Raw genomic sequence first — 13079 nt, forward strand, 5'->3', positions numbered from 1 at the left:
GCCGCTCACCCGAGCCCGTCGAGCAGCGGGCCGTAGTACCCGCCGTCGCCCTCGGCGAAGGCCGCGAGGAGGGCGGTGGCGTGGGCTCGGTCGTCCTCGTCGGGTTCCTCCTCGGCGAGTTCGTTCTCCAGCACCCACATTTCCAGCAGGACGGCATACCCCAGGAGGACGTCGGGCCCGCCGGCCTCGTCGAGCGTCCCGGCGGCGATGCGCCGGACCGCGTCGCGCAGCGGAGCGCGTCCGTCCGGCGCGTCCGGGCCGTACGCCGTCTTCACCGCCTCGTTGAGGTCGACCGCGACAGGGGCGACGACGGCGAACTCGAAGTCGAGCAGGGCCACGACCTCACCGTCGTGCCACAGGGCGTTGGGCGCGCAGAAGTCACCGTGGTTGAGCGCCCGCGGCGCCCGGGGCAGGGCGGACCAGAAGCGGTCGAGGACGCGGCCGAGCCCCCGGGCCCGTTCGCCGGTGAGCTGCCGGGCCCGGACGAGCCGGTCGAGGGAGGCCGTAGCGGCGGCCGGGTCCTCGGGGAAGAACGGCGAGCGGGCGCGGGCGTGCGGGGCCGCGGCGGCGGTGTCGACGCGGTGGACGTGACGGACGCGCCGCCACATCTGTTCGAGGGCGCGCGCCTGCGCGGCGGGGTCCAGCGTCGGCCAGACCTCCTCCAGGTTCTCCCCCGGCACCCGGCGGGTGAGCGCCCACGCGTGGCCGTGTAGGACACCCGAGCCGACGATCTCGGGGTAGCCGGCTTCCGCCGGGAGCAGGCGGGCCAGCCGTTCCTCGCGGAGCAGGTCCGTCCGGCCGGGCGCGGTGGCGACACGGACGGCCAGGTCGTCGGTCAGCCAGGTGGCGTTGGTCCAGCCCCGGCCGCGCTCCGCGTCCGCGATGCCGGTGCCGTGCCGGCGCAGGACCTCCTCGGCGACGGGGCGCGGGACGTCGGCGGCGGACGGCCCGGAGGCCGCGTCCGCCTCCATCAAGTCCTCGGTGAGCTCAGGGTTTTCCGGATCCTGGGTGTTCTCAGGGTTCTTCGCGTGCTCAGTGCTCTTCGTGTTCTCAGTGTTCTTCGTGTTCTCAGTGTTCTTCGTGTTCTTCGTGTTCTTCGTGTTCGCAGCGGCCACGGTGGGACGCTAGCGCCGTGCCCGCCGGGGAGCCACCGGTTTCCGGGCCGCCGAGCCCGGGCGGCCGGAACGGCTCCCCGGCCGGAACGGAAGCGACGAAGGCCGCCGGCCCGCACGACCTCCACGTGCGCGCGGGCCGACCGGCCTCCGCTCGTCCCGCGGATCAGCGGTGGATCTGCACCTCTTCGAGGCCCAGGTACATCACCGACGGCCGCGCCGGGTTGAAGGCGATGGCCGAGATGCCGTCGTGGGCGTTGTGCGTCTTGCCGACCTTGCCCGTCCGCGCGTCGTAGCGGTACAGGTCGGTGCCGTACGCCTGGAAGTAGGTGCCGTACTCGAAGTAGAGGACGTTGGCGTCGACCGGGCTGGGCACCAGCAGGGTGCTGTTGGTGAGTTCCGTGTCCGGCGTGTCGTCGACGATCCGGGTGTACGTCCGGCCGCCGTCGGTGGACCGGTACAGGTGCCGGCCCTCGGCGCCCGAGCTGGGGGCGGCCTCGACGAGGTCGATGCCCAGGGCGTAGACGACGTTGCGGTCGGCCGGGGAGACGGACGCGGCGAAGAGGTTCGCCTTGCCGCCGGCTGTGGCGGACAGGCCGGTGGCGGGGGTCCAGGTGACGCCGCCGTCGGTGGTCACCGCGCCGCCGGTGGTCATGCCGCCGGCGACCGCGTGGTCGAGGTCGGCGGGGTCGAAGGACACGGTGTAGAGGTTGCCGCCCTCGCCGAAGGCGAGCTTGCCGATCGGCTTCCAGGTGGCGCCGGCGTCCGTCGAGTCGTACAGCTGCCCGTCGCTGCCCGCGACGCGGACGTGGTCGCGACGCGCCTTGTCGGTGCCGACGCCGACGATGTCGCCGGTGGGCGAGGGGAGTTTTGTGACGGTCCTGCCGTCGACGCGGGCGAGGTAGCCGCCGTTCTTCTCCCAGGCGAAGGCCCGGCCGCCGGTGGCGGCGGTGAGCCAGGTGGAGCCGCTGCCGAGCGTGGCGACCTTGGTCCAGGTGCAGCCGGCGTCCGTCGAGCGCTGGAGCTCGTCGTTGTGCGTGGCGAGCAGGGTGTTGGGGGTGTCCAGCGCGACCAGGCCGTGGGTGTAGCTCACGGACTTGAGGGTGCCCGTGGTCGGGGCGAGGGTGGCGCCGTCGTCGGTGGTGAAGGTGACGGCTCCGTCGCCGGTGACCTTGGTGCACGAGGGGGCCCGCCACCCGGAGGTGGAGTCCGCCGCCTGGGCGGCGAGGGACGACTGGGCCAGGACGATGGTGGTGACGGCCGCGGTGACGGCCCATCCCATCCGCTTCACGATCTCTCCCTTGTGGGGCGCAGACATGAGGTTGTTGTTGACGATCAGGTTCTATCGGGGCGGAGCTGCGGACCAGAACACGCTTGAGCGCCAATCTTCCTGTCCAGAAAGGATCTTGACGTAAGGTTTCCGGTCTGCGGGTGGGGCGGCCGTCACCGTTCCGCCGGTCGTTGTTCACCTGTGCGCCGCCTGTCGGGTCTCCGGTCGCACCGGCGGACCGGCCGTGCCACGGCCGGGTCATGCCGGTCGCACCGGCGCACGCCCTCTGATTCACCGACCCGGCACGACCGGCCTATACCGCTTTAGTCGGCACGGCCTTCCCGGCCGCGTCCCGGACATCCACCGATTTTTCGATCTTGATCACGCGGGATACCCGACTTATTACCAACCGGTATTACCCAGCGGTCCCGACTTGCGCTCACCCTTCAAGTTTCGGAACCCCTCGCCGTCACCGCAAGCGGTCTTTGCTCTGGCCATCTATCGGCGGCGGACGCGTTACGGGAGCAGGGTCACATTCGAACGATCACCCATTGACACGCCGCATTCGGGTGATCAATCATCGCCGTACAGTCCAGACACCGATACACGGCGCCTGTTGTCCCGCGTTGGATACGCCAGGGGCGGCCAGTGCGGCCCGGAGGTTCGCCATGTCCTGACGGCGCCTCGTGAAGTCGTTCACGACGGCTGGTCGTTACCGGTGCCGCAGCCCGCCGCAGATCCACCCTCCCCTTGAGGAGAAGAAGCAGCCTTGCCCGCGCAGCAGACGCCCGCCCCCTCCCTCCCCCACCAGCCGCACGCCGCGCGGGACCACGTCCCGGCGTCGTTCACCCAGCGGCGGCTGTGGTTCCTGGCCCAGTTACCGGGGGCGAGCGAGGCGTACCACGTACCGCTCGCCTTCGAGGTGCGCGGCCCCCTCGACCGCACCGCCCTGGCCCGCGCGCTGGACGCTCTGACGGCCCGTCATGAGGCCCTGCGCACACGGCTGTTCGCCGTGGACGGCGAGGTGTTCCAGCAGGTCGACCCGGTGGACACCGGGTTCGCCCTGGCCGTGGACGACCTGTTACGGGCCGTCGGCGCCGACGCGGACGTCGACGCCCGGCTGGAGCGGCTCCGCCGGGAGGAAGCCGCCGCCCCCTTCGACCTGGCCCGCGGCCCGCTCGCGCGCGGCCGGCTCGTCGTCCTGGGCGAAGACCGGCACCACCTGCTGCTGACCTTCCACCACACCGTCTACGACGGCTGGACGGAAGTCCTGCTGATGCGGGAACTCGGCGCGCTGTACACGGCGTTCCAGCGCGGAGAACCCGACCCACTGCCGCCACTCCCCTCCGGATATGCGGAATACGCCGTTCGACAGAAGCGGGAGTGGGAGGACGGGACGTTCGACGAACAGGCCGCGTATTGGACAGAATCACTGACCGGTGCGCCGCCGTTGCTGGAACTCCCCACGGACCGGCCGCGTCCGGCGGAACAGGATTATCGCGGCGCCGAGGTCCGGTTCGCTTTCGACGCGGAACTGTCGGCGGCGGTGAAGTCGCTCGGTGAACGGCAGGGCGCCAGTCTGTTCCAGACCGTGCTCACGGGCTGGTCCCTGCTGCTTTCCCGGATGTCCGGGCAGCGGGATCTCGTCGTCGGCATACCCGTGGCGAACCGCCGCCGGGGCGACGTCGAGGGCGTGGCGGGATTCTTCGTCAACACCCTGGCGCTGCGCGTGGACCTGTCGGGCGAGCCGACGGTCGCCGAGGCGCTGGACCGGGTGCGGACGGTGGCCCGGGCCGGGCTGCGCCGCCAGGACCTGCCGTTCGAGCACGTCGTGGAGCTGGTGAAGCCGGTGCGCAGCCCGGCGCACACCCCGCTGTTCCAGACCATGCTGGCGTGGCAGTACACGGACGGCGGCGCGCTGGAGCTGACGGGCACGGAGATCACGCCGCTGCCGCTCCCGGCGCCCGGTGCCACGTTCGACCTGACGCTGATGGTGGCGGAGAAGGACGGCCGGCTGACCGGCAGCCTCCGCTATGCCGAGGCGCTGTTCGACGAGGCGACGGCCGCGGACTACGTCGGCCGGCTGCGGCACGTCCTGGAGTGGATGGTGGCCGGCCCGGAGCGCCCGCTGGCCGAGCTGTCGCTGCTCGACGGGCGGGAGCGCCACCGCGTCCTGGAGGAGTGGAACGCCACCGCCCTGCCGGGCGACCCGAAGGGTCTGGTGGAGCGCTTCGAGGAGCAGGTGCGGACGCGGCCGGACGCGCCGGCCGTGGTGGACGGCGCCGTGCGGCTCGGCTACGCGGAGCTGGACCGGCGCGCCGGCCGGCTGGCCCGCGCCCTGATCGCCCGCGGGGTGCGGCGCGGTGACGTGGTGGGTCTGCACGTGCGGCGGTCGGCGGAGCTGGCGGTGGGCGCCCTGGGCGTCCTCAAGGCCGGCGGGGCCTGCCTGCCGCTCGACCCGGACCTGCCGGCGGAGCGGCTGGCCGGGATGGTGGAGGACGCCGGTCCGGCCGTGGTGCTGAGCGGTGAGCCGGCGCCGCCCGAGGGCTGGGCGCCGCTCGCCGCCGTCGAGGCGGAGGCGGAGGAGACGGCGGCGGACCGCGCGGACGCGCCCGGCGTCACCGTCTCCCCCGACGACCTGGCGTACGTGATCTACACCTCCGGTTCGACCGGCCGCCCCAAGGGCGTGGCGGTGCCGCACCGCGCCGTCCTCAACCTGCTGGACCACTGGGTGGCGCGCTGCGGCGCGCTGCCCGGCGAGCCCGCGTCGCAGTGGGCGAGCACGGGCTTCGACGTGGCCCAGCAGGAGCTGCTGCTGCCGCTGACCACCGGGGGCGTGCTGTACCCGGTGCCGGACGACGTCCGCCTGGACCCGGCGGCGCTGCTGGACTGGATGCGGGAGCACCGGGTGGCGCAGGCGTTCCTGCCGCCGGCCTTCGTCCGGTGGATCGACGAGGCGCCCGGGGAGCGCCTGAAGGGGCTGGCGCTGCGGCAGTTGCTGACGGGGGTGGAGTCGCTGCCCGAGGGCGCGCTGCACCGTTTCACCGAGGCGCTGCCGGGCCTGCGGCTGCTGTACGGCTACGGGCCGACGGAGACGACGGTGTACAGCACGGCGTACTTCACGCCCCGGCCGCTGGACCGGCAGAGCCCGATCGGCCGGCCGGTCGCCAACACCCGGGTGTACGTGCTGGACGAGCGGCTGCGGCCGGTGCCGCCGGGTGTGCCGGGTGAGGTGTACGTGGCGGGGGCGGGCGTAGCCCGTGGCTACCTGGGCCGCCCGGGGCTGACGGCCGGGCGGTTCGTGGCCGACCCGTTCGTGCCGGGCGGCCGGATGTACCGCACCGGCGACCTGGCCCGGTGGCTGTCGGACGGCGAACTGGAGTACGCGGGGCGCCGGGACGACCAGGTGAAGCTGCGCGGGTTCCGGATCGAGCCGGGCGAGGTGGAGGCCGCGCTGCGCGCCGAGCCGGGCGTCGGCGAGGCGGCGGTGCTGGTGGACCGTACCGCGCGGGGCGGTCCCGTCCTGGTGGCGGCCGTGGGCCGGGACGCCGCGGAGCCGCGCCCGGCGGCGGAGTGGCGGGCGGCGCTGGCCCGACGGCTGCCGGACTACATGATCCCGCAGGTCTTCGTGGAGTTCCCGCGGCTGCCGCTGACGGCCAACGGCAAGCTCGACCGCGCGGTGGTCCTGGAGCGCGCCGCGGCGCGCGGCCCCGCCGCCGTCAACCAGGCCAGCCCGCGCGACGACATCGAGCTGACGCTGTATCAGATATGGCGGAGCCTCCTGCTGCACCAGGACATCGGCGTCCGGGACGACTTCTTCGCCCTCGGCGGCACGTCGATCTCCGCCATCAAGCTGGCCCACGCGGTCCGCGAGGCGTTCGGCGTCACCCTCCAGGTGCGGGACGTGCTGCTGCACCCGACGATCGAGGCGCTGGGCGGGCTGCTCCGGGAAGGTGCGGCGGAGCGCCGCCCCGGGAGCCTGATCGAGTTCCGTCCGGGGACCGGCGGGGCGCGGGTGGTCTGCGTCCACCCGGCCGGCGGCACCGCGTTCTGCTATCTGCCGCTCGCCGGGCTGCTGCCGGACGAGGTCGGCGTGACCGGGATCCAGGCGCCGGGCCTCAACGAGGGCGAATCGTTCCTGCCCACGGTCGAGGCGATGGCGGAGGAGTACCTGCGGCTGATCGAGCCGCTGCCCGAGGGCCCGCTGGTGCTCACCGGGCTGTCGTACGGCGGCCTGATCGCCCACGAGATGGGCCGCAGGCTGGCGGCGGCCGGGCGGGCCGGGGTGAGCGTCGTGCTGCTGGACACCCACGGCACCGACGACCCGGCCGAGCGGGCGGCGATCGAGCCGGTGGAGCTCGCCGAGTTCCGCGACAAGCTCGTCCGCTTCAACGGGATGTACCCGGGGATCGACGACGAGCAGATCGAGCGGTACTTCCGGGTCTACAACCACAGCCGGCTCACGACGCGCGACTACGCGGTCCCGCCGACGGCCGCCCGCACGGTGCTGCTCCAGGCCGAGGGCCCGGAGGACGAGCGCGTGGCGCCCGAACAGCTGGTGCGCCAGCGGGAGTTCTGGATCCGGCGCACCGGCGGCGGCCTCACCGTCGAGCCGCTGGCCTGCGGCCACTGGGACGTGCTGGAGGGCGGCGGCGTGACCCGCGTGGCCGCCCTGATCGAGGCCGAGCTGTCCCGCTTCCCGGCGTCCCCCGCCGCCGTCCCCACCCCTCGTACCGCCCCGGCGCAGGAGACACGATGACGAGCACCACCCTCGGCCTGGCCCGGAGCGTCCTGGAACAGGCCCGCCGCACCCCGTCCGCGCCCGCCGTGGTGGAGGGCGACCGGATCCTCGACTACGCCGGGCTCGACGCCGGTTCCGCCGCCGTCGCCGGTGCCCTGCGCGCCCACGGCGTACGGCCGGGGCAGGCGGTGGCCGTGGCGCTGCCGCGCTCGGCGCGCCTGGCCCGGGTGATGCTCGGCGTGCTGCGGCTGGGCGCGGTGGTCGTCCCGCTGGACGTACAGAGCCCGGCCGACCGGCAGCGGCACATCCTGGCCGACTCGGGCGCCGTCGTGGTGGTGCACGACGGGACGCCGCCCGCCGGCGCGGGCGAGGGCGTCACCCCGCTCGCGGTGTCGGCGCTGGAGGCGGGCCCGGCGGCGGACGCACCGGCGGCCGGCCCGTCCGGCACGGCGTTCGTCTTCTACACCTCGGGCACCACCGGCGTCCCCAAGGGCGTCGACGTGCCGGAGGCCGGGATCCTGCGGCTGGCCCGGCCGGGCTGGCTGCGGCCCGGCGGCCCGAAGCGGTACGCCTGGCTGGCCAACCCGGCGTTCGACGCGCTGAGCTTCGAGGTGTGGGTGCCGCTGCTGACCGGCGGCTGCGCCGTGGTCGTCGACGACGCAACGGCACAGTCCCCCGAGTCGCTGGCCGCCGCGCTGAGCGACGCCCGGATCGACACCCTGTTCCTCACGACGGCCCTGTTCAACGCCGTGGCCGACGAGGTCCCCCACTGCTTCGCCGAGCTCGGCGAGGTGCTGGTCGGCGGCGAGAAGCTCACCCCGCGCGTCGTCCGCGACTGGTACCGCGCCAACCCGGACAGCGCCACGACGCTCTACAACGTGTACGGCCCGACGGAGTCCACGACCTTCGCGCTGATCCACCCGATCCCCCGCGACTTCGACGGCGACGCCGTGCCCATCGGGCGCCCGCTGCCGGGCACCGGCGTGCTCGCCGTGGCCGGCGACCGCCCGGCCGCCCCGGGCGAGCTGGCCGAACTCCTGCTGTCCGGCGAGGGGTTGGCGGCCGGCTACCGCAACCTCCCCGAGGAGACCGCGCGCGCGTTCGTCCGCCTGCCGTGGCACGACGGCGGCCGGGAGCGGTACTACCGCACCGGCGACCTCGTCCGCTTGGACGACGACGGGGTGGTCACCTACGCCGGGCGCGCGGACCGGCAGGTGAAGGTGCGGGGCTTCCGCATCGAGCCGGGCGAGCTGGAGCAGCGGATCACGGCCCATCCGGCCGTCCGCCAGGCCCATGTGTGCGCCCGGCCCGGCGCGGCCGGGGTGCTGGAGCTGCTGGCGTTCGTGGTGCCGGACGAGGGGCTGGCGTACGAGGAGTTCGACCGCCACCTGACGGCCGTCCTGCCGCCGTACATGCGCCCGCACCACCTGTACCGGGTGGCCGACCTGCCGCTGAACGCCAACGGCAAGGTCGACGAGGCCGCGCTGCTCGCGCGCGCCGGGGAGCCGTGGCGCCCCGAACACATCGCCGACGGCGGCGATCTGACGGCGTGGCAGCGTGAGGTGCTGGACCTGGCCGAGGAGGTGCTGGGCGTCACCGGCCTGCGGCCGGGCGACCGCTGGATCGCCAGTGGCGGCGACTCGCTCAAGGCGCTGCGGCTGCGCTTCGAGGCCCGCCGCCGCTGGGGCTGCGAGCCGCCGCGCGCGGCCGTGGTCGAGGGCGACTTCGCGTCCCTGGCCGCCTGCCTCGCCGCCCTGCGCGACGGCGCCCCGGCCGCGTACCCCCCGGTGCCGGCCCCGGCCGGCACCCGTTCGGCGCCCGCGACCTCCGAGCAGCAGCGGCTGTGGCTGCTCCAGCAGCAGGACCCGGACTCCCGCGCGTACCACGTGGGCATGGCCTTCCGGCTGGACGGCGCGGTGGACACGGGCGCGCTGCGCGAGGCGCTGCGCCTGCTGGTCGCACGCCATCCGGCGCTGCGTACGGCCTTCGTCGCCACGGCCGAGGGCCTGCGGCAGGAGGCCGGCGCGCCGTACGACCCGTGGGTGACCGGTACCGACACCGGTGAGGAAGCGCGACACCGTTTCCTCACCGCGCCGTTCGACCTGTCCCGCCCGGAGATGTGCCACGCCCGCTGGCTGCCGGACGGTGGCGATGACGACGGCGGCGGGACGCTGCTGCTGCGGCTGCACCACATCGCGATCGACGGCTGGTCGCTGAACGTGCTGTTCGAGGAGGTGTCCGCGGCGTACGCGGCTCTGGTGTCCGGCGCGGAGCCCGAGGAGCCGGCCGCCGTGCCGACGCCGCTGGACTTCGCCGGCTGGCAGGCCGAGTGGTTCGCCGCGCCCGGCTACGCGGAGCAGCGGGCGGCGCTGCGCGAGCGCCTGGACGGCGTCGAGGAGGCGGAGCCCGCGCTGCCGTCGCTCCCCCGGCCGGCGGAGCCCGGGCGGCTGCTGTGCACCACGCTGGACGCGGAGCGGCGGGCGGTGCTCGACCGGCTCTGCGCCGACCTGGGCCTCACCCGCTTCCAGCTGCTGCTGGGCGTGTACGCGTGGAGCCTGTACGGGGTGGCGGGCCGGACCCGGCCGCGGCTGGCGGGGCCGGTGGCCAACCGGCCGGTGCGGGAGTTCGCGGACAGCGTCGGCATGTTCGCCAACACCGTGCTGCTGCCCGTCGAGGTGGCGCCGCGAGAGACCCTGCGCGGCCAGCTGCTGCGCCAGGGCGAGCTGGTGCGGGAGGTGCTGGAGCGGCAGGACGTGGCGTTCGCGGACGTCCTGGCCGACCGGCCGTCCCGCACCGACGGCCCGCCGTTCGACTACCTGTTCGTCCTGGAGAACACGGATTTCTCCGCACTCTCCCTCCCCGGCGTCGCGACGCGCCCGGTGTGGGTCGCGCCGGCGGACGCCAAGTGCCCGCTGACCCTGTCCGTCGTGGAGCGCGGCGACCGCCTCGACTGCCTGTGGGAGTACGCCGCCGACCACTTCACGGCCGACGAGGTCGCGGCGCTGGACAGCCTCTTCCGGCGGGGCCTGGACGCGCTCGCCGCGGGCGGCGACACCACGCCCGCCGAGCTGGTGGCCGGCTACCGGCGCGGCCTGCCGGAGCCCGGGCGGGGACCGGCGGTCGAGCCGGCGTTCACCACCGTGGCCGAGGGCTTCGCCCGCCAGGCGCGCCGCACCCCGGAGGCGACGGCGGTGGTGACCCCGGACGGCCGGGAGGTTCGGTACGCCGAACTCGCGGCGTACGCGGCCGGGTTGGCGGCGGAGATCCGGCGGGACCACCCGCTGCCGGCCGCCGACCGCCCGGCGAGCGTCGCCCTGTACCTGGAGCCGTCGGCCGAGCACGTGACGGCGCTCCTCGCGCTGGCCCGGCTCGGCGTGACCGCCGTCCCGCTGGACCCGGCGTACCCGCCGGAGCTGCTGCGGCAGGTGCTGGACCAGGCGGCGCCGCTGTGCCTGCTGGTGCCGCCGGGCGGCGCGCCCGCGCTCGACGCCATCGCCCCGGAGGGGCTGCCGCGCCACCCCGTGGTGCTGTCGGCGGCGCCGGACGGCACGGACCTCCCGGAGAACCCGGGCACCCGCCCGCTGTACACCCTCTTCACCTCCGGCTCCACGGGCCGCCCCAAGGGCGTCCAGGTGCCCGACGCGACCCTCTGCAACCTGCTGCGCTGGCAGGAGACGGACGGGGGGCTCACCGGGCCGTCGGTGACCCAGCAGTTCTCGATGCTGTCGTTCGACGTGTCGTTCCAGGAGGTCTTCACCACGCTCACCGGCGGCGGCCGGCTGCACCTGGTCCGGCCCGGCTGGCGGCAGGACGCGCCCGCCCTGCTCGACCAGCTGGAGACGGCCGGCGTCGAGCGCCTCTTCCTCCCGTACGTGGCCCTCCAGTTGCTCGCCGAGCACGGCGTGCGGCTGGGCCGCTTCCCATCCCGCCTCCGCGAAGTGGTCACGGCGGGCGAGCAGTTGCTGTGCACGGACGCCATCCGCGGCTGGTTCGCGGGACTGCCGGGAGCCCGGCTGTTCAACCACTACGGGCCGACGGAGACGCACGTCGTCAGCGCCCTGTGCCTGGACGGCGACCCGGCCGGCTGGCCGTCCCGCCCGGCGATCGGCCGCCCGGTGGCGGGCGCCCTGCTGCGGGTGGTGGACGCGGCGGGCGAGCCCGTGCCGCCGGGCTGCCCGGGCAGCCTGCTGATCGGCGGCCCGATGGCCGCGCCCTGCTACCTGGGCGACGAGGAGCTCAACGCCGCCCGGTTCACCGAGGTGCCGGGCGACGGGCTGTGCTACCGCAGCGGCGACCGGGCGGTCTTCGACCGGCAGGGGCTGCTGCACTACCTGGGCCGCGAGGACCAGCAGGTCAAGCTGAGCGGCCACCGGCTGGAGCTGGGTCAGGTGGAGGCGGCACTGCTGCGCCACCCCGCCGTCGTCAACGCGGTCGTGGCGCAGGACGGCGGACGCCTGGTCGCCTGCCTCCAGTGCCACGGCGAGCCCCCGGCCGCGGAGGAACTGACAGGTCACCTGGCCGAGTTGCTGCCCGCGCACGTGCGGGTCGACCGCTTCCGCGCCGTGGCCGCGCTGCCCCTGACGCCCAGCGGCAAGCTCGACCGCCGCCGCGCCCTGACCGCGCCGGGCACGGACCTGCGTCCGAGGAGCGCCGCCGGGCCGGTGCTGTCGCCGCTGGAGGCGCGGATCTCGGCGCTGTTGGAGGAGGTGCTGGGCCGCCCGGTCGGCCCGGACGAGCGCTTCTTCGACGCCGGGGCGTCCAGCCTGGACCTGATGCGCTTCCACCTGCGCTGCACCGGCGAGCCCGGGCTGCGGTTCTCCATCCCCGACCTGTTCGAGCACGTCACCGTGCGGCGGCTGGCCCGCTTCCTTTCGGCCGGCGCGTCCACGGACGCCCCGGCCGTCGCGGAGAACCGTCCCGGCGCGGAGAACCGTCCCGGCGCGGAGAACCGTCCCGTCGCGGAGAACCGTCCCGTCGCGGAGGACCGTCCCGGCGCGGACGAGCCGATCGCCGTCGTCGGCATGGCCGTCCGGCTGCCCGGCGCGGACGACCTGGCCGCCTTCTGGGACCTGGTACGCGAGGGTCGGCGCGGCATCGAGCACTTCGAGGCGGCCGACGGCCTGGTGGGCGCCCACAGCCAGCTGTCGGGGCCGCTGGACTTCGACCCGGAGTTCTTCGGCATCAGCCGGCAGGAAGCGCGGCTGATGGACCCGCAGCAGCGCCACCTGCTGATGGCGTCGGTGCAGGCGCTGGCCCACGCCGGGATCACCGGCGACTCGGCGGCGCGGCGCACCGGCATCGTCGCCGGCTGCGGGGAGAACACCTACTTCCAGTCCCTGCTGCGGGACGCCGACCAGGCCGCGCTGCCGGACGCGTTCCGGCTGGCCCAGCACCACGACAAGGACTTCCTGACCACCAAGGTCGCCTACCACCTGGGGCTGACCGGCCCGGCGTTCACCGTGCAGGCGGCGTGCTCCAGTTCGCTGCTCGCGGTGCACGTCGCCGCCGGACTGCTGCGGCAGGGGGACGCGGAGGTGATGCTGGCCGGCGGCGTCCTCGTCGACCCGACGCTCACCGACGGCTACCGCCACCAGTCGCAGCACATCTTCTCCCCCGACGGCCACTGCCGCCCGTTCAGCGACGACGCCGCCGGGACGGTCGGTGCCAGCGGGGTCGGCGTGGTGGTACTGAAGCCGCTGCGGCTGGCCCGGCGGGACGGCGACACGGTGTACGCCGTGGTGACCGGCTCGGCGGTCAACAACGACGGCTCGGACAAGATGAGTTACAGCGCGCCCTCGCTCGCCGGGCAGCGCGAGGTGATCCGCACCGCGCTGCGGCGCAGCGGCCGCACCGCCGCCGACCTCGGCTACGTCGAGGCGCACGGCACCGGCACCCGGCTCGGCGACCCGGTCGAGGTGGGCGCGCTGCGGCAGGCGTACGGCCTGGAGGAGCCCGG

4 protein-coding genes are annotated in these 13079 nt (G+C 74.7%); 2 read left to right on the top strand and 2 right to left on the bottom strand.

Annotated features, from left to right (window positions below; genetic code table 11):
- Positions 1 to 5: 5 nt before the first annotated feature.
- Together JNW98_RS26850 and JNW98_RS26855 are read right to left on the bottom strand one after the other, a co-directional pair.
- On the bottom strand, positions 6 to 1115 hold the full coding sequence (locus JNW98_RS26850) for a phosphotransferase family protein (protein WP_223770888.1): 1110 nt from the start codon (positions 1113 to 1115) through the stop codon (positions 6 to 8).
- Between the two features lie 163 nt (positions 1116 to 1278).
- Positions 1279 to 2394, bottom strand: a complete 1116-nt coding sequence (locus JNW98_RS26855) for a WD40/YVTN/BNR-like repeat-containing protein (RefSeq protein WP_223770891.1) — start codon at positions 2392 to 2394, stop codon at positions 1279 to 1281.
- A 757-nt stretch (positions 2395 to 3151) separates the two neighbouring features.
- Here JNW98_RS26855 and JNW98_RS26860 point away from each other — a divergent pair.
- Both JNW98_RS26860 and JNW98_RS26865 read left to right on the top strand, forming a co-directional pair.
- The gene (locus JNW98_RS26860; RefSeq protein ID WP_223770889.1) at positions 3152 to 7141 is read left to right on the top strand and encodes a non-ribosomal peptide synthetase; all 3990 of its coding nucleotides are present in this window, start codon (positions 3152 to 3154) and stop codon (positions 7139 to 7141) included.
- A partial coding sequence (locus JNW98_RS26865; protein WP_223770890.1) for a non-ribosomal peptide synthetase occupies positions 7138 to 13079 on the top strand: 5942 nt, incomplete at its 3' end. The genes JNW98_RS26860 and JNW98_RS26865, both read left to right, overlap by 4 nt.

Source organism: Streptomyces huiliensis (assembly GCF_020037025.1).
GTDB lineage: Bacteria > Actinomycetota > Actinomycetes > Streptomycetales > Streptomycetaceae > Streptomyces > Streptomyces huiliensis.

Bases quoted from the DNA above. Each gene is read 5' to 3' on its own strand.
- JNW98_RS26855 (WP_223770891.1), bottom strand. From the start codon at position 2,394: ATGGGATGGGCCGTCACCGCGGCCGTCACCACCATCGTCCTGGCCCAG.